The organism is Lachnoclostridium sp. An131, assembly GCF_002160825.1.
Taxonomy (GTDB): Bacteria; Bacillota; Clostridia; order Lachnospirales; family Lachnospiraceae; genus Laedolimicola.
Genome location: NZ_NFLI01000003.1, coordinates 149,240 through 168,206 on the forward strand (window position 1 = coordinate 149,240; position 18,967 = coordinate 168,206).

13 protein-coding genes are annotated in these 18,967 nt (G+C 53.1%); 2 read left to right on the forward strand and 11 right to left on the reverse strand.

Going from position 1 to position 18,967, the window contains the following annotated elements; genetic code table 11:
• Nucleotides 1-23: 23 nt before the first annotated feature.
• Together purF and purC are read right to left on the reverse strand one after the other, a co-directional pair.
• Nucleotides 24-1,460 carry an amidophosphoribosyltransferase gene (gene purF / locus B5E77_RS03430; RefSeq protein WP_087163995.1) on the reverse strand — a complete coding sequence of 479 codons (1,437 nt, stop codon included), beginning with the start codon at nt 1,458-1,460 and terminating at the stop codon, nt 24-26.
• Nucleotides 1,461-1,553: 93 nt separating this feature from the next.
• Nucleotides 1,554-2,258, reverse strand: a complete 705-nt coding sequence (purC, locus tag B5E77_RS03435) for a phosphoribosylaminoimidazolesuccinocarboxamide synthase (RefSeq protein ID WP_087163996.1) — start codon at nt 2,256-2,258, stop codon at nt 1,554-1,556.
• Nucleotides 2,259-2,536: 278 nt separating this feature from the next.
• Between purC and B5E77_RS03440 the strand changes: the two genes are divergently transcribed.
• Both B5E77_RS03440 and B5E77_RS03445 read left to right on the forward strand, forming a co-directional pair.
• Nucleotides 2,537-3,529, forward strand: coding sequence for a Gfo/Idh/MocA family protein (locus B5E77_RS03440; RefSeq protein WP_087163997.1), 993 nt, complete (start codon nt 2,537-2,539; stop codon nt 3,527-3,529).
• A 26-nt stretch (nt 3,530-3,555) separates the two neighbouring features.
• On the forward strand, nt 3,556-4,050 hold the full coding sequence (locus B5E77_RS03445) for an HD domain-containing protein (protein WP_087163998.1): 495 nt from the start codon (nt 3,556-3,558) through the stop codon (nt 4,048-4,050).
• A gap of 142 nt (nt 4,051-4,192) precedes the next feature.
• Here B5E77_RS03445 and B5E77_RS03450 read toward each other — a convergent pair whose 3' ends face one another.
• From B5E77_RS03450 to B5E77_RS03490, 9 genes are all read right to left on the reverse strand, one after another.
• Complete coding sequence (locus B5E77_RS03450) at nt 4,193-6,832, reverse strand: cation-translocating P-type ATPase (RefSeq protein ID WP_242963580.1); 2,640 nt, start codon at nt 6,830-6,832, stop codon at nt 4,193-4,195.
• A gap of 441 nt (nt 6,833-7,273) precedes the next feature.
• Nucleotides 7,274-7,468, reverse strand: a complete 195-nt coding sequence (locus B5E77_RS03455; protein ID WP_087164000.1) for a DUF6472 family protein — start codon at nt 7,466-7,468, stop codon at nt 7,274-7,276.
• Complete coding sequence (locus tag B5E77_RS03460) at nt 7,468-8,826, reverse strand: glycosyltransferase (protein WP_087164001.1); 1,359 nt, start codon at nt 8,824-8,826, stop codon at nt 7,468-7,470. Before B5E77_RS03460 ends, B5E77_RS03455 begins: the two co-directional genes overlap by 1 nt.
• An 11-nt stretch (nt 8,827-8,837) precedes the next feature.
• The gene (mutL, locus tag B5E77_RS03465) at nt 8,838-10,874 is read right to left on the reverse strand and encodes a DNA mismatch repair endonuclease MutL (protein WP_087164002.1); all 2,037 of its coding nucleotides are present in this window, start codon (nt 10,872-10,874) and stop codon (nt 8,838-8,840) included.
• A gap of 4 nt (nt 10,875-10,878) precedes the next feature.
• The gene (gene mutS / locus B5E77_RS03470) at nt 10,879-13,491 is read right to left on the reverse strand and encodes a DNA mismatch repair protein MutS (RefSeq protein ID WP_242963584.1); all 2,613 of its coding nucleotides are present in this window, start codon (nt 13,489-13,491) and stop codon (nt 10,879-10,881) included.
• A gap of 91 nt (nt 13,492-13,582) precedes the next feature.
• Nucleotides 13,583-15,331 (reverse strand): pyruvate kinase, encoded by a 1,749-nt coding sequence (gene pyk, locus B5E77_RS03475; protein ID WP_087164003.1) that lies wholly within the window; start codon nt 15,329-15,331, stop codon nt 13,583-13,585.
• A gap of 285 nt (nt 15,332-15,616) precedes the next feature.
• Nucleotides 15,617-15,988 (reverse strand): hypothetical protein, encoded by a 372-nt coding sequence (locus tag B5E77_RS03480; protein ID WP_087164004.1) that lies wholly within the window; start codon nt 15,986-15,988, stop codon nt 15,617-15,619.
• Nucleotides 15,985-16,353, reverse strand: a complete 369-nt coding sequence (locus B5E77_RS03485; RefSeq protein ID WP_087164005.1) for a BlaI/MecI/CopY family transcriptional regulator — start codon at nt 16,351-16,353, stop codon at nt 15,985-15,987. The genes B5E77_RS03480 and B5E77_RS03485 overlap by 4 nt, the downstream gene beginning before the upstream one ends.
• 194 nt (nt 16,354-16,547) lie before the next feature.
• A complete protein-coding gene (locus B5E77_RS03490) occupies nt 16,548-18,818 on the reverse strand; it encodes a CotH kinase family protein (protein ID WP_087164006.1) in 2,271 nt (756 codons plus the stop codon).
• Between the last annotated feature and the right edge of the window lie 149 nt (nt 18,819-18,967).

The window sequence follows — 18,967 nt, forward strand, 5'->3', positions numbered from 1 at the left end:
TGACGCCGAAGATTCTCTCTTTATTACCTCTCAAAATTTCCCCGGATATCCTCTGTGGGAGGCGCAAGGGGATACTGGCCGGTGAAGCATCCAGTGCAGTGCGGCAGGCCGCCAATCATCTCTCCAAGCCGCTCTACCCGCAGATAAGCCAGGGAATCGGCCCCTATCACCTGGCGGATCTCCTCCACGCTCCGGTTGTAGGCAAGAAGCTGTTCTCTGGCCGGCACATCCGTCCCGAAATAGCAGGGATACAGAAACGGCGGCGAGCTGACCCGCATATGGACCTCCTCTGCTCCCGCTTCCCGAAGCATTTTCACAATACGTCCGCTGGTCGTTCCCCTTACAATCGAATCGTCAATCATAATGACCCGTTTTCCCTTCACAGCCTCGCTCAGCACGTTCAGCTTAACCTTCACGCTGGACTCCCGGCTGCTCTGGCCGGGCTTGATAAAGGTACGCCCCACATAGCCGTTCTTTACAAAGGCCGTTCCGTATGGAATTCCCGACTCCAGGGAATACCCGAGGGCCGCCGCGTTGCCGGATTCAGGCACTCCTACCACCAGGTCCGCCTCCACCGGCGAATCTGCAGCCAGATACCTTCCTGCCAGAATCCGGGACTGGTAGACGCTGACGCCGTCGAAATGGCTGTCTGGCCTCGCAAAATAAATGTACTCAAAGATACACCGGGCCTCCTGCTCTCTGGGCAGGCAGTGGCTTTTATCGGACCGGATGCCGTCCGGCGTAATCGTCACGATCTCGCCCGGCTCCACATCCCGCACAAGCTCTGCCCCTATAGTCTCCAGCGCACAGGTCTCCGAGGCCAGGATATAGGCGTGATCCCGTTTTCCGATACACAGAGGCCGGAAGCCAAAGGGATCTCTGGCCCCTATCAGCTTCCGCGGCGACATGACAATCAGGGAGTAGGCTCCCTTGATTTTGTCCATCGCCCTGGATACTGCTTCCTCCGCAGACGCTGACCGTACACGCTCCCGCGCGATGTGATAGGCGATCACCTCAGAGTCTATCGTCGTCTGAAAGATCGCTCCTGTGTATTCCAGCTCCCGCCGAAGCTCCGGCGCATTGATCAGGTTCCCGTTGTGCGCCAGCCCCAGCGTTCCTTTGATATAATTCAACACGAGCGGCTGTGCATTCTCCCGTGTACTGCTGCCCGCTGTCGAATACCGCGTATGACCAAGCCCTATATCTCCCTTTAAGCCCGTAAGCACCTCCGGCGTGAAGACCTCGTTTACAAGCCCCATTCCCTTATGGCTTTTCACGATTCCCTTCGGTCCTCTCGTGTCGCTGACTGCGATTCCGCAGCTTTCCTGCCCTCTGTGCTGCAGGGCAAACAACCCATAATAAATCGTAGAAGCTATATCGTTTCCGTCAAAGTCGTAAATACCAAAGACTCCGCATTCCTCTCCAAGCTTCTCCTCTTCCTCAAACTGCTTATGAATCATACGCTCGCTCTTTCCTTTATGAAATTTTTCTACGGCAGCCCTGTGAGACAGGAGCTGCCGCTGTCTGTCCGGTTTTTTGTACCGCAGCCCGCTTTACAGGCCCAGACGATGGAACACCTCGTTGTAGGCTTCCTCTACATTTCCCAGATCTCTGCGGAAACGGTCCTTATCCAGCTTCTCATTGGTATTGATATCCCAGAATCGGCAGGTATCCGGAGAAGTCTCGTCCGCCAGAATAATCTGTCCCTTATAGCGGCCAAACTCAATCTTGAAGTCGATAAGCTTGATGCCTGCATTTGCAAAATAAGCCTTGTAAACCTCATTGATCTTAAAGGCATACTTCGTGATCGTATCGATCTCCTCGCGGGTAGCCAGTCCCAGCGCGATTGCAAAATAATCATTGATCAACGGATCACCCAGCTCGTCATTTTTGTAGCTGAACTCCAGAGTCGGCTCCTTGAACTCGGTTCCCTCCGGAACGCCCAGGCGCTTGGAAAAGCTTCCTGCTGCCACGTTGCGGACAATCACCTCAAGAGGAACGATTTCCACCTTCTTAACTGCGGTCTCCCGGTCGCTGAGCTCCTCAATAAAATGCGTCGGGATTCCTTCCTTCTCAAGGAGCTGGAATACATGGTTCGTCATGCGGTTGTTGATCACACCCTTGCCCTGAATCGTACCCTTTTTCTGTCCGTTGAACGCAGTCGCGTCGTCTTTATAATCAACAATTAAAACGTCCGGATCGTCAGTTGTATAAACCTTCTTTGCTTTTCCTTCATACAGTAAATCCAATTTTTTCATCTTCCTACCGTCCTTTTCTGGTTTTAATCAAAAGCCTGGCGCCTCCCATCTGCCTGCAAGGCGCTGTTACGTAAAAATTATATACTAAGATTTTTTGAAAAGCAAGGAGGCCGCGCGGGATTCTTATAATATATTCTAATCGTTATTCTGCGGCAGGGCTTATAGGACTTGACAGTTTTGGTTTTTAAATTTACAGTTAAACCAGTATTCGGTATGATACCCTGGCTGGCCAGAGGGGCTTCCTCTTATGCCTGCGCAGCACAGAAAGGAGTTGTCCCATGAAGCTTCGAATTGGAATTTTAAGCACCGCCTCCATCGTCCCCCGCCTGATCGGCGCGGTCCGCGCCGCAGAAGGCGCCAGCAGCCTGGAGGGCTGCACGGTCTCGGCTGTCGCGTCGCGCAGCCTGGAAAATGCCCGCCGGAAAGCCGAGCTCTGGAATATCCCCAGGTCCTTTGGCAGCTATGAGGAGCTGATCCACTCCGGAGAAGCCGATATCATCTACATCGCGACCATCAACAGCGAGCATTACCGCTATGCCCGGCTGGCCCTGGAGGCCGGCAGGCATGTGCTCTGCGAAAAGCCCTTTACGCTGGACGCCGCCCAGGCCAGAGAGCTGTTTGCGCTGGCACGAGAAAAGGGGCTCTTCCTTATGGAAATGCAGAAGTGCGTCTTTCTCCCTGTGATTCAGAGGCTGAAAGGACTGATCCGGGCAGGAGAATTCGGACGTATCGTAATGGCAGACTTCTCCAGCTCCTTTTCCTCCTCGTACAACAGCTGGCTCTTCGACGCAGAAAAGGGCGGCGGTCCGCTCTACAGCAACGCCAGCTACAGCCTGCACCTCATGCAGTACCTTCTGGACTGCTATGCAGCCGAATGGACAGGCCTCTGCTCGCCCAGCGGGACAGGCGTGGAAACACAGTTTTCAGCTGTCCTGCGGATGGAGGACGGCACACTTTTCACCAACAAGACAAGCACGCTGGCTGATACCCTTCATACCGGTTATATCTACGGGGAAAAGGGCTGGATCGAGATCCCGGACTACTGGAAGGCGCGAAAGGCCATCCTTCATTACAGAGACCGCGCGCAGCACCCGGAGCCTGTGGTTCTGGAGGAGCCCTGCGAATATGAGCTGATGTACGAGGTTCTGCACGCAGAGCAGTGTATCCGCTCCGGGCTTATGGAAAGCCCTGTCATGACGGAGGAAATGACGGTCCGTTCTGTGGAGGTACTGACTGGCCTGCATGAGCTGTGGAACCCGGCCTCTCTCTAAATTCATTTTATGAAAGGAAACCCGCCATGAGGGAAATCATCTATCACAGGGCTCTTCTGAAATATGGAGCTGACATTCTGTATTCGCCGGGCATGCAGCTGGAAAAGGAGTTTCTCCAGCACGGAGATGTGTCTGTCTTTGCGCACTCTGTCGCGGCAGCCTGTACCTGCCTCCTGTTCGCCCGGCTCCTCCGCAAATACCTGAAAATCCGACTGAACGAACGCGCCCTGGTCCGGGGCGCTCTTCTGCACGATTATTTTCTCTATGACTGGCATGTGCCAGACAAAAGCCACCGGCTTCACGGCTTTTTCCACGCCCGCCGGGCTCTGCAGAATGCCTCCCGCGATTTTGCTCTGGGAAAAATCGAGCAGGATATGATCGCAAAGCACATGTTCCCCCTCAATCTCCGGCCTCCTGCCTGCCGGGAGAGCGTCGTCCTCTGCATCGCGGATAAGCTCTGCGCTGCGGACGAGACCCTGACCGCCAGAAGCCGGTACCAGAAGATCAGCAGGCGGTACTGAACAGGGCTTTTGAGATGAGGACTATACATATGCAGGCCTGAGACAGCTCTGAAAAATCGAGGGCGCCGCCCAATCATCATCTAATCTTGATGATTGGGCGGCGCCCTCTGCAAATCTGCAAAGCAGCCTTTCGCCGCTTTCTTTACGCGTTCTTCTCAACCTTTCTCTGGACAGCCTTCACAATCTCCATAATCGGAATGATCAGAATCGCAAGTCCCAGAGCAATCGCGTACTCATTCAGATCAATCGGTGTGAACTGGAACGCTGCCGCGATGAAGGGCACCTCGATCACGACGGTCGTCAGGATCAGGGACACAATCATGGCTCCATAGAGGAACTTATTGTGATTGGTCAGCTTGAAGATGGAGCCACGGCGGCTTCTCATATTCAGGGAATGGCAGATCTCCACCATAGACAGCGTCAGGAATGCCATCGTCGTTCCGTCCGGGCTGTTCACAAACTCCCATACACCGCTCTCAATGTAATGGCCCAGCAGGTAGGAAATCATTACCAGGATGGTTACAATCAGGCCCTGGAAGAATACGTCAAAGCCCATGCCTCCTGCAAAGATGCCTTCCTTCGGGTCACGGGGCTTACGCTTCATGATATCTGCCTCGCTCTTCTCCATTCCAAGAGCCAGAGCCGGGAAGCAGTCCGTAATCAGGTTGATCCAGAGCAGATGTACCGGCTCCAGAATCGTAAAGCCAATCAGGGTCGCGAAGAAGATCGCCAGCACCTCGGCCAGATTGGAGGCCAGCAGGAACTGAATGGCTTTCCGGATATTCGCATAGATCCGGCGGCCTTCCTCTACCGCCGATACGATAGTCGCAAAGTTGTCGTCAGCCAGAACCATGTCTGCTACGTTCTTCGTTACGTCGGTGCCGGTAATCCCCATGCCGACGCCGATATCCGCACTCTTGATGGAGGGCGCGTCATTTACGCCGTCTCCAGTCATGGCGGTAATCATGCCCTTTGCCTTCCATCCCTTTACGATGCGGACCTTATGCTCCGGCTGCACACGGGCGTATACGGAAAATTCCTCAATCCGGCTGTTGAATTCCTCGTCACTGATCTCGTCAAGCTGCGCTCCCGTGATCGCCTGATCCGGGCTGGAGATAATGCCAAGCTCCATACCAATAGCCACTGCCGTATCCTTGTGGTCGCCGGTAATCATAATCGGCCGGATGCCGGCCTCGCGGCATTCTACAATCGCAGCCTTTACCTCCGGACGCACCGGGTCGATCATACCGGAAAGTCCCACATAAGTCAGCTCCTGCTCCAGAAACTCAGGCTCTGTATTTGCAGGAACCGCATCCCAGTCTCTCCTTGCGCAGCAAAGCACGCGGAGAGCCTTGTCAGCCATAGCCTTGTTGGAGGCCAGAATGGAAGCACGCACTTCTTCTGTCATAGGCACCCGTTGTCCGCCCTGCACTGCATAGGTACAGCGTTTCAGCACCTCATCCGGCGCTCCCTTTGTATATTGAATGATCCTTCCGTCCTTTGTCTGATGAACGGTAGACATCATCTTACGCATGGAATCGAAGGGCGCCTCTCCCACACGGGGATACTCCTCCTTCAGCTGCGTCTTCTCATATCCATTCTTTGCGGCGTCATTGACAAGGGCGCACTCCGTAGGCTCTCCTACTGCCTGGCCGCTCTCCGCGTCCCACTCAGCATCGGAGCAGAGCGCCATGCCAATCTCCAGCTCCTTCTCATCGTCCGCCACATGCTCTACGACGGTCATCTTGTTCTGGGTCAGCGTACCTGTCTTATCGGAGCAGATAATCTGCGTACATCCCAGAGTCTCCACTGCTGTCAGCTTTCGGATGATCGCATTCCGTTTTGACATGTTTGTCACACCGATGGAGAGCACGATAGTCACTACAGCCGCCAGTCCTTCCGGGATAGCTGCCACTGCCAGAGAAACGGCTACCATAAAGGTGTCAAGAATCGCATCGCCACTGATTCCGGATCTTAAGAGTCCCACTGCAAAGATAACTACACAGATGCCTACTACCAGCACAGTCAGGATTTTGCTGAGCTGGTTCAGCTTCAGCTGCAGCGGAGTCTCCTCGTCCTTGGCCTGAGCCAGCGCAGAAGCAATCTTACCCATTTCTGTATTCATCCCGGTTCCGGTAATGACTGCCTTGCCGCGGCCGTACACCACGGTGGAGCCCATATAAACCATGTTCTTGCGGTCTCCAAGGGGAATATCCTTTTGTTCCTCAAGCTGAAGCAGGCCCACCAGCTTGTTAACCGGAACAGACTCACCGGTCAGAGCCGCCTCTTCAATCTTCATGCTGGCACATTCTATGATACGGCCGTCTGCCGGAACCGCATCACCGGCCTCAAGCACAACGACATCTCCGGGAACCAGCTCTTCACTCTTTAAGGTAACAACCCTTCCGTCACGCATCACCTTACTGGTCGCCGCCGCGATCTCCTGCAGAGCCGCAATGGCTGCCTCGGCCTTGCTCTCCTGCACGACGCCGAGAACCGCATTGATGATAACCACGGCCATGATGATGATAACGTCCGCAAAGGACTCTCCCTCATAAGCCGCTGTGATACCTGAAATGACAGCCGCTACGATCAGGATAATGATCATCGGGTCTGCCAGCTCATTCAAAAACCGCTTCAGCAGGGAATCCTTCTTCCCTTCCTCCAGACGGTTTCTTCCAAATTCGGCAAGCCTTTTTTCGGCCTCCTGGGAGCTCAGGCCTTCTTCCGAAGAATTCTGCTCCTTCAATACCTCTTCAACGCTTTCCAGATACTCTTTCACGTTTCCTCCTATCCGGACGTTTTCACGTCTCGTTTTCTCCTGTCCTCTGCCGCCTGCCTCTGCGCCGTCCGGCAGCAGCACGCAGCATCGGCACATTTTTTATCATATCATTTATTATCCATTTTGTCCAACATCTGCCGTCTTATGTAGCAAAAAATGGCGGCGGACGCTTGACAGGCTTTCTGCCGCTCTCTTTATAATTCACCTTATCCCTCCTTTATCTCTATGCAACAAAAAAGACCTATCCACAAGAAATTTCCTGCAGATAAGTCTCGCTGTTTCAAACAAAACCAGGCTGTCCGGGCCATGAATGTTGATTCTGTCACGCCAAAGGCGCCAACTACTCCCTTATGCTTTTCCTTATATGCTTTTTACTGTTTTCTTATCTTACTCTACTTTTTCCGGAAAAGCAAGGCTTTTATATTTTTTTAATATTTTTCTTTACATCTGCTTTCTCACAATCCGGTACTCATCTCCATACTGGAAATACGGACAGGCATGGAAATTCCCCTGGAGAAAAAGCCGCATCTCATCCTCATCCAGATCCATCTCGCAGACATAATAGCCATAATCCTCATCATAGACATAATTGCCGCAAAATTCACAGTTCGCGGCTTTTTTCTTCTCTCCTGCCATCATGCATTCCTCCCCGGGTACAGAATCCTCTGCATGTTTCTCTTCATCTTTTCCGACAGCCGTGTATATTGGATCAATTCCTCCTCGTCAAAGCCGCCGAACCTGGCGTCATCGAAATCCCGCTCCACCAGGGAAAGCTCCTCCAGGACCGGATCTGCCGCCGGAAGAAAGGTAATCCGGTATTTCTTTCCTTTTTCCTCCTTCCCGTTTTTCTCCTCCTGCTTCTGCGCGGTCAGATCCTCCTGCTTAATCAGCCCCCGCATAGCAAGGCGCTGGAGAAGCATCGTAAGCGTCCTCCGGGGCAGCCCGGCAAAATCCGCCAGCTCCCGCCTGTTTACAATTTCTCCTGAATGGCTCAGACACAAAAGAAGGGCGGCTTCCTGAACTGTCAGATCATTTTTCAGGGCGGCCACCTCCAGGTAGCGTTCCAGCAGCTTTCTCTCACGGTAAATCTCCGACAGCAGTCCCTCTCCCGCAATGGCCTCAGCGCTGACGCCGCTGCGCTCGTCGCCAAGCCTTTTTGTCCCCGGAAGGAACGGAATTCCGACAGTTCCGTCTCCCGCAGCGTCTACCAGAAAGCGGTACACCTGCAGACGCTTTTTTTCGTATTCCTCCTCGTCCAGCACTTCTTTATAGAAGCTGTGGTAATACTCAAATACCGTCAGCTTCATCTGGATTGTTTTTGCGATGCTGTTTCCCTGGCTGACCAGGGAGCCCTTCCGTTTGACATAGTAATAAACCGGCGCGCGCAGCGAGCAGAATCTCTCCGCATAACGGATATATTCCAGATTAAACATGAAATCCTCGCACCAGCTGATAGCGGTATTCATCCGGAGCCTGTGAGCCTGTACGAGCTCCCTGCGGTACAGCTTGTTCCAGAGCACGCCGTAATAAAAATCAGCCGGATTTTCCATCATATGGGCCGCAAACTGTTCCCTGGTCAGCACTCCGTCCTCTTCTATATCTCCCTTCTGGGAGACACGCTCGCCTGCCACCCGGTAAAAATCGGAAATGACCAGATCGCATTCCTCTTCCTCCGCAATGCGCACCAGAAGCTTGGTCGCATCCGGCGTAATCCAGTCGTCGCTGTCCACGAACTGCAGCCAGGTTCCCCTTGCATTGTCGATCGCCATATTGCGCGCCGCTGACACGCCTTCATTTTCCTTATGGATTACACGGACGCGGGCATCCTTCGCGCCATACTCGTCACAGATAGCTGCTGAGCCATCCCGGCTTCCGTCGTCAATCAGCAGCAGCTCAAAATCCGTATATTCCTGCCCCAGAATGCTTTCTACGCAGCGGCGCAGATACTGCTGCGCGTTATAAACCGGAATAATGATAGAAACGGTCGGATTCATACCCTCTCTCCTTATACAATCCTCTTAAATTTCTTTTCAATCTCCTGCTTTGTCATAGAGATAATCGTAGGCCTCCCATGAGGGCAGTTATAGGGATTTTCAAGCGTCAGAAGCTCTTCGATCAGGGCCTGCGCTTCTGCTGTGCTCATGCGCTGGTTTCCTTTTACCGCCGCCTTACAGGACATGGACGCAATCTTGTCCAGAACCATCTCCGTGCTTTTCCCGCTGACATACTCCAGGCTGTCCAAAAGCTCCAGAAACAAATCCTTCTCCGCCAGGCCGAACAGGTTGGCCGGAACCGCGCTGACCGCATACTCTCTGCCGCCGAAGGGCTCTATCTCAAAGCCCAGCTCCTTGAAACACTCCTGATACTCTTCCAGGCGGGCAGCCTCCTGCATAGACAGCGTCAATATCAGCGGCGGACTTACCATCTGGGAAGTGATCTCTTTCTTTGCAAGGCTTTTCACTGTTCTCTCATAGAGTACCTTCTCATGCGCCGCATGCTGGTCAATCATATAAAATTTATCCTCGAACTGCACCAGCCAGTAGGTTTCAAACAGCTGCCCGATGATGCGGATGTCCGATTTTGTAGCCGGATTCAGAAGGCGCTGTTCGAAAAGGTCGAGCTGCCTGGGCTCTTCCGCCTGAATTTCTTTTCTATGTATTTTTCGTGCTTCGTCCCTCCCTGCTTCTTCCGCCTGCGCCTTTTCCTGCTGCCGCGCGGGCTTCTGCGGCTCTGCCCCATAGGCTCCGTTCTCCCGGATGAAGCTGTCAGCCTCTGCCTGCCGGCCCTTTTGCCGGAACTCCTCAGTTACCCTCCTGCGCATCTGGGCGAGGAAATATTCCAGATTGCGTTCCTGCGGCTCAGAAAGCGGCGCGCTTTGTTCCACAGACTCTGCCTTATTTGCCAGCTGGTTTTCTTCCCCTCTTTGCAGGCTGCTCTCCGAATGCCCTTCCACCTTCTTTTCCGCGACTTCCTCTGCCGCAGATTCCGCTCCTTCAGGTTTCGCTGCCGCTTTTTTCTCCGTTTCTTCCGTCAGCTTCACTTCCGGAATCAGCTCTCTTTCCATCAGCCCCTGCCGGACTGTGTCGCGCACAAAGCGGTACAGCTCCTCCTGGTTGGAAAAGCGCAGCTCCATCTTGGTTGGATGGACATTTACATCGAGAAGACTGCCATCTATCGTAAAGTGCAGCGCTGTAAAGGGATACTTGTGCTGCATCATAAAGGTCCGGTACCCTTCCTCAATCCCCTTGGCGATAAGATTGCTGCGGATATAGCGGCCATTGATGAAATAATTCTCGTAGCTCCGGTTTCCCCTGGAAATCACGGGCTTGCCGATAAAGCCGGTGATGCGCACCGGCCCCTGGGCCGCGTCAATCTCAGCCAGATTGGCTGCAATATCACGGCCGTAGATATGGTAGATTACATCCTTCAGATTATGGTTTCCCGAGGTATGAAGCTTCGTCTGCCCGTTGTTGATAAACTGAAAAGAGATATCCGGATGGGACAGGGCCAGGCGCTCTACAAGCTCGCTCACGTAGCCTGCCTCTGTCATCGGTGATTTCAGAAATTTTCTCCGGGCCGGCGTGTTATAAAAAAGGCTGCGCACCAGAAAGGTCGTCCCATCCGGAGCCGCCATTTCCTCCAGCCTTTTCTCGACGCCGCCTTCTATCACATAGCGGACGCCCGCCTCGGCGTCCGCAGTCTTGGTAATCAGCTCTACCATAGCGATCGAAGCAATGCTAGACAGGGCCTCTCCCCGGAATCCCAGGGATGCCACATGAAACAGATCCTCCACCGCACGGATTTTACTGGTGGAATGGCGCAGAAATGCTACCGCCACCTGATCTCTCTCGATGCCGCTTCCATTATCAGTAACCCGGATAAGGGAGGTTCCGCCGTCCCGAATCTCGACTGTAACCGCCGTAGCGCCTGCGTCTATGGAATTTTCCACAAGCTCCTTGACCACGGAGGCCGGGCGCTCAATCACCTCGCCTGCCGCGATCTGGTCTATGGTTTTCTGATCCAGCACCTGGATTCTGCTCATCCGCTCACCACCTGTTCCTGATCTTGCTCTGCAGCCGGTAAATGGTATTCAAAGCCTCCAGAGGAGTCATATTGCTCAGATCCATGTCCCGGAGCTCCATGATAATATCGTCATCCTTCACCGTATCAAAAAGAGAAATCTGATCTACGTCTGTATCCGGTTCCGCCTCCACCGGGGCCGCCTTGGGCCTTACGGAGATATCTGCCGCACTCAGTTCTTCCACCAGCTCTTTCGCCCGCTGGATCACCGGGTCAGGAACGCCTGCCAGCTTTGCCACCTGGATGCCGTAGCTCTTGTCTGCGCCCCCGCGGATGATCTTCCGCAGAAACACGATATCGTCACCCTTTTCCTTTACGGCAATACAGTAATTTTTCACGCCGGGAAGCGAACCCTCCAGCTCTGTAAGCTCATGGTAATGAGTCGCAAACAGCGTCTTGGCACCCAGAATCTTCGGATTACTGATATATTCTATCACCGCCCAGGCAATGGCCAGTCCGTCAAAGGTACTGGTTCCTCTTCCGATTTCATCAAGAATCAGAAGGCTTGCCGGCGTGGCATTTCTCAGAATATTGGCGACCTCCGTCATCTCTACCATAAAGGTACTCTGACCAGATGCCAGGTCGTCCGAAGCGCCCACCCTTGTGAAAATGCGGTCTACAATGCCTATCTTTGCTTTATCGGCCGGCACAAAGCTTCCCACCTGGGCCATCAACACAATCAGGGCTGTCTGCCGCATATACGTGGATTTTCCGGCCATATTGGGACCTGTGATGACAGAAATCCGGTTCTGGCTGTTATCAAGCGAAGTGTCGTTTGGGATAAACATATCATTCTCGATCATCCGTTCCACCACAGGATGACGCCCGCCCTTGATTTCGATGCTTCCCTTTTCATTCATGACAGGGCGCACATAATGATTGCGCTCCGCCACAAAGGCAAGGGACGCAAACACGTCTACCATCGCTACAGCCTTGGCCGTACGCTGGATGCGCAGAACCTGCGACGCAATATTTTCCCGCAGCTCGCAGAATAGGCCGTATTCCAGGGAGGTCAGCTTGTCCTCCGCTCCGAGAATCGTATCCTCCAGCTCCTTTAGCTCCGGCGTAATATAGCGCTCCGCATTCGTCAGCGTCTGCTTGCGCATCCAGGTATCCGGCACCATATCCTTGTAGGAGTTCGTCACCTCCAGATAGTAGCCAAACACCTTATTATATTTGATTTTCAGGTTTTTAATGCCCGTCTTTTCCCGCTCCTCGGCCTCCAGCTTCGCAAGCCAGCTCTTCCCTTCCGTCTTGGCCTTCCGGTAGCGGTCCACATCCTCATGGTACCCATCCCGGATGATATCACCGTCACGGATGGAAATCGGCGGATCGTTCTGGATAGCCTGGGCGATCATGGACTGGATATCCGCGAGCACATCCATCTCTTCCCTCAGCTCGCAAAGCAATGGGGAATGAAACTCCTCCAGAAGCGTATGAATATGGGGCAGCATCTCCAGCGAGGTCCGAAACGCAATCAGATCCCTGGGATTTGCCGTCTGATAGCTGATGCGGCCAATCAGCCGCTCCAGATCGTAGATCGGGTTCAGGTATTCCCGGAGCTCTTCTCTGGTGATTACATGCTCGTTGAGCTCCGCAATGGCCTCGTGGCGCTTCTCGATCTCTGCCCGGTCAATCAGGGGCTGTTCCACCATACTGCGTAAGGTACGGGCTCCCATAGCCGTCTTCGTCTTATCGAGCACCCACAGAAGAGAGCCTCTTTTCTGCTTTTCCCTTAAGGTCTCCGTAAGCTCCAGATTTCTGCGGCTGGAGCTGTCGATAATCATATATTTTCCAATGGTATAGGGCTGCAGGTGGGTCAGATGGGAAAGGGATGTCTTCTGTGTCTCATAAAGATATTTCAGAAGAGCGCCTGCCGCAATCGTGCCGCAGCTTAAATCATTTAATCCCAGCCCCGCCAGGCTGGACACGGCAAAATGCTCCATCAGCGTATTCCTGCACAGCTCGTCGTCAAAATACCAGGCCTCCAGCGGATAGACCGCGATACCCAGCCTGAATTTCAAATCCTCCAGATCCACGCCGCTCATGGAAAAGGCCTCGTTGCAGACAATCTCTGCAGGCGCAAATTTATTAATCTCGTCCAGCAGCTTTCTCTCCGAATCCACTTCCGTAACCAGATAGTCTCCTGTGGTGATATCCGCTGTAGAAATCCCATAGCGATCGGAAAGGTATACGATACACATCAGGTAATTGTTTTTCGTCTCATCCGCTGTGCTCAGATTCGTTCCGGGCGTGACGATACGCACTACATCCCGGGCCACCAGCCCCTTGGCCTCCTTCGGATCCTCCATCTGTTCACAGATAGCGACCTTATAGCCTCTGGAAACCAGCCGGTTCAGATATCCCTCCACAGCATGATAAGGAACGCCACACATCGGTGCGCGTTCCTCTAATCCACAGCTTTTTCCTGTCAGTGTCAGTTCCAGCTCCTTGGACACAAGCTTTGCGTCGTCAAAGAACATCTCATAAAAATCGCCGAGGCGGTAAAATAAAATACAGTCCTTATACTGCTCCTTTGTCTTAAGGTACTGCTGCATCATGGGTGTAAGCTCCGCCATGAATCTTCCTTCCTTCCGGTATAATGCCGCCGTCTCATTCGCCGGCCTGGCGCCAGGCCTCCAAAAGCCGGCGCCTTTTGCTTTCCCGTGCTCAGCTGTTGCTGGATACGGTTCCTGTCTCTGCATCTACCATTACGACAGCTCCGCTTTTCAGGATCTCCGTCGCATTGGCCGCGCCTACAATCACCGGGATATCAAGAGTAAGGCCTACGATTGCCGCATGAGAATTATCTCCCTTCTGCTCCACCACAAGACCGGAAGCCGCTCTCATCTGCTCCAGCATCTCGTTATTGGTCTCCGGAGCCACAATCACATCTCCCGCCCGGAAATTTTTCTTAAGCTGCTCTGCATCCTTTACCACACAGAGAGAGCCGCAGACCTTTTTCTTTGTAATTCCGTTTCCTGTGACAAGGATCCTGCCTGCCACCTGGACCTTGATCAGATTCGTCGTGCCGGTCACGCCCAAAGGCACGCCTGCCGTCAAAACCGTCAAATCACCCCTGGCTACAAGTCCTGCACGCTCCGCGGCCTCCACGGCACGTCTGAACAGCGTCTCAGCGTCCTCTTCCTTGTCGAGAAGCAGAGGCTGTACGCCCCAGTAAAGATTCAGCTGGCGGCACACGTAATCATCCATACAGCAGCCGATAATCAGGCAGCCCGGATGATGCTTGGACACCATGCCTACCGTCCGTCCGGACTTTGTCACGGTAATGATGGCAGCCGCATGCAAATCAACGGCAGTCGTGCAGGTCGCATGGGATACCGCATTGGTAATGTCCGGCCGATCCATAATCGTACGTCTCTTAAAGCGCGCATCATAATCGATATCTGCCTCAGTACGGACTGCAATCTTCACCATGGTTTTCAGAGCCTCCACCGGGTACTGCCCGTTCGCCGTCTCTCCCGAAAGCATAATCGCGCTTGTTCCCTGATAGATGGCGTTCGCCACGTCAGTCGTCTCCGCACGGGTCGGCCGTGGGTTTTTCATCATGGAATCCAGCATCTGCGTCGCTGTAATCACAGGCTTTCCTGTCTCAAAAATCTTCTGAATCAGCTTCTTCTGAATGACCGGAACATCCTCCAGCGGGATCTCCACGCCCATGTCGCCGCGGGCGATCATGATGCCGTCAGATACACGCAGAATCTCATCGATGTTCTCCACGCCCTGCAGATTTTCTATCTTCGCTATAATCTTGATGCTCTGGCAGCCCTTATCCTCCAGAATCTTCCGAATTTCAAGAATATCGTCCGCAGTCCTGGTAAACGAGGCCGCGATATAATCAAAGCCTTCCTCGATGCCAAAGAGAATGTCGTCGTAATCCTTCTGGCTGATAAAGGGCATGCTTAAGTTTACACCCGGCACATTGATTCCTTTTTTGTTGGAAATCATTCCGCCATTCTCTACCACACAGAAAATTTCCTTATCTGTGACCTTATTGACCTTCATTCCAATCAGGCCGTCGTCGATCAGAATCGAATCGCCCGGCTTTACATCCTTTACCAGATCCTTATAGGAAATCGACACCATGCCCTCATTTCCGAGAATATCCTCCGTCGTCAGGACGAAGCTCTGGCCCTTTTTCAGCTCTATTTTTCCATTTTCCAGCATGCCGGTCCGAATCTCCGGTCCCTTTGTATCCAGCAGAAGAGCCACCGGAAGATCAAGCTCCTTACGGACCTTCTTCACCAAATCTGCCTTTCTCTTCTGTTCCTCATGGCTCCCATGGGAAAAATTCAGTCTTGCCACATTCATTCCGGCAAGCATCAGCTCCCGGATCACCTGCTCATTCTCAGAGGCAGGTCCCAATGTACAGATAATCTTTGTCTTTCTCATCTTCATGCGTTTTTCACTCCACTCGTTTTCGCTTTCCACATTATTTCCTTATTCTTCTTTCTTCGCTACCTGCACATTATAGCATTGGGAAAAGTCCTGCGTCAAGGCAGAGCAGAAGCATGTAGAAAGATTTTACATAACTCCCGGAAAGGCGTTCCATCCTCCGAAGCCCCGCCTTCTCCTCTAAAAGGGCCCTGCCGAATGCCTTACTGCGGAGCCTCGGGCTCTCCAGCCGCAAAATCAGTCAGTGAAAAGCCACCACTCCCATACAGGACTCTGGCCTTCACATATTCACCGGAAAATTCCCCAGAGGAAAGGAGCCGGAAGCCCTTTAAGCTCCCGAATCCGCTCCCTTTTCCCTTCCCGGACACACCTGAGCCTCGTCAAGCGCCTTCTGAAACGCAGAGCCAAGAGCGCCTGGAGTCCCAGGAGGAGTACAGCTCCTCCCAGCCAGAGGAACGATGCTGCATTCCACACAGCTGCGTCTCTCCCAGACTGCGCAGAGGCACCTCCCGCACCGGAAACACTTCCCATCCCGACTTCCTCTTCGGAAGCTGCCTGCTCTGTGCGGACTGACAGCATTTCCACATTTTTCGGAATCAGGCTGACCGGGCTTGAAATGGAAAACGGCAGACACAGATTCAGGAACACGGCCTCCTTCATCCTTCGTCCTCCCTGTATTCTTCAATCATCTGCGCCAGCTCTTCGATTTCCTGCCTGCTCAGCTTTTTCCGCTTCAGAAAGGCTGCCACAAACCCCGGAAGCGAACCGCCGTAATTCTCATCCAGGTAACGCTCCCCTTTTCTTCTCACATATTCCTCCCTGCTCATCCGGGCGCTTACAACAGCATTTTCATTCTGGAAAATGCCGTTTTTACAAAGCTTGCGCAGCACCGTATAGGTCGTGGACTTTTTCCAGCCAAGACTTTCTGCCGCAAGCCTTACCAGTTCTCCGCTCCCCAGAGGCTCATCCGCCCAGATAAGCTCCGCAAGCTCCATTTCCGCATCTGTCATCAAATAAATCAGCATTCCCTGTCTCCCCCTTCCACGCTCTGTGGCTTATGGAACAATAACACAATAAATAGCAGCCGTGCCAGCTTCTATCCGTCTTCCTTTCGTTCGTGTAAATGCACAAGGTGGTTTAAAAGTTTTAAACCTCTTAATTTAAGTTTAAAATCTTTAAACCACCTTGTCAAGAAATATTCGGCTGTTTTTTTTGCAAGCTATTCAAAAACAGGCTTTGTAAAGCACGCGTATGCAGACACTGCGTTCGTATACTCTCCTTCCACCGTTCCCCTGGAATTCACCAGATACTCTCCCTCCTCGTCCAGGAGCCTCACCTGCACCGTATTGACGCCTCCATCCAGGCGAAGGACACTGTCATCCAGCCAAAATTCCGCTTCTCCGCCCTCCAGCTCCTCCTCGTAAAACCATACGCCATTCACCTGAAGGGAAGCTGCCCGGCTTCCCGGCGCGCCTGCGCATACGACAATCCTTGTCTTCCCCTCCTGCGCGCCTGTGTCCACCCTTTCGACCCAGACCATATCCGAAACAAGATAGCCTCCCAGGGAAGTCCGAAGAGTCTCCACAGAAGCAAACTGCTCGTCCAGCCAGGCCAGGCGCAGCCTCATAAACTCCTTCATCCGCTCTACCCCCTCACGGAAGGTCTCACCCTCGTACGTTCCCATACTGCCTCCCCAGCGCTTATCATTCGCTTCCGCCGCCGGGGCAAGCGCCTCTGCATACCGGTCTATCAGGCCGCCGTCCCGCACAAGCTCTTCCAGAAAAGGCTCCCGGATCTGCCAGTATTTTTCCTGGGCCAGAGCCAGAAAATACGGATCCCGAATCAGGAAGCGGTTCCACTGCACTGTCTGGTAATAGGTCTCGTTTGCAAAATAATCGCTGGTCGTCTGCCATTCCTCCGGATACCAGGTATTCAGGCCAAACATGCTGTTTCCCCAGGCACAGTCATAATCCCAGGCTAAATCGATATGATACGGCCCCTCCAGATCCTTGCACAGAAAAACGCTGTTCTTCATCGCATCCCAGTTCATTGAAAATTCGCAGAGCAGGAAATTGTTGACCAGGGAATCCATATCCGCCAATTCCGAATAATGCTGCCCGTCAAACCGCGTATCCGAGAAATCTGATTCACGGTACGTTACGTCCCTCCTGACAAAGCCATTTCCGTAATCACACCATCCCTCCTCCGCCGTCTCATAGTAGACAGAATCGCTGTGATAGGTAAAATCTGTATCATGAAACGCATACTCCAGCGCCTGCAGCTCCGCGCTGACATAATCATACAGCTCACGGAAGGTTTCCCCCGCTTCCGGACTTGCAAAATAAAATGGCTGCAGATAATTCGTCTCCAGAGCTCTCTCCTCTTCCCAGAAATCCATCTCCAGAAGAACTCCGCCCGTCGCTTCCGGAAGCGCTTCCAGCTCCAGGAAGCTGCTCACCGTAAATACTGTCGGATAGCACGTCCCTTCCCGCGCATTCCATTCCTCCATACCCCCGGATTCAAAAATCCCCGTATCCAGCCATGACAAATCGGCAGTCAGCTCATATTCCAGCATCTCCAGAAGCTCTTTTCTTTCCTGCTTCGCCAGAGTCCTGTTCTCCTTCTCTATCTCAAGCTGTTCCACGATCCTCTCTGCCGCTGCCTGCGGAGCCCGCTCCCAATCATAGACGTCTACCCTGCTGTCCTCCACCCGAATCTGCTCATACAGCTGATACACTCCGCAATAGGCCCCATTATAAAGGAGCGTAACCTGACGGGAATCCATCACGTATTCAGCTCCCAGATACTGTGAGATCAGGCTGGCTGTCTGATTCCTTAGAAGGGTCGAATCCACAGCATTCGCCAGAAGCGCCCAGTGACGGCCCTCCCGCATGCCGAGAAGCTCTGCCTTTTCCTTCAGGCGCAGCTTAAAGGGACGCTTTTCCAGCACCGACGTACTGTTTCCCCTCACGCGCACATAAGCTTCCCCCTCGTACAGACTGTCAGGCATATATCCGTTCCCCTCCAGCCGTGCATGCACCAGGGATTCGCTGTCCTTTTCCACATCCTCGTAGGGCACGCTGCTCTCCAGATACAACACCGGAAGCACACTGCAATAGCGGAAATCCTCAAAGACGCTTCCATCCTTCAGCGTGACTTCAAGCCGTATAAGCTGCTCCACATCCTCTGCCCCGGGCGTATAGGAATGAAGCCTGTCCGCACGGGACGCTGCTTCTTCCCCCACATACCACACACAGCTTTTCACCTCAAAGGGCCAGATACGTACAAGCTCCGCTTCCAGCTCCTGCCCCTCCGAACAGGAATCTCCCCCAATGACCACGCCCATTTCTCTTCCGTCCCGGTAAAAGATTCCGAAAACCAGCAGGAAGACAGCGGCAATACACAGCAGTACAAAATACCAGAATAACCGATATGGGGATCTCCCCCATTTTCCCATCCTTCTCTCCATATCCGTCTCCAGCTTTTTCATTTGTTTTCCTGATTATAACATTCCCCAAAGATTCAAGTCAAGAATGCCAAAACAGGCGGCGCGGCAGCCAGTTTCCCCTTTTGTTCCCAAGCCTGCTGCCAAAACGCAGAAAGCCATCCCCTCACTTATCTGTACTTTTTACATAAAAT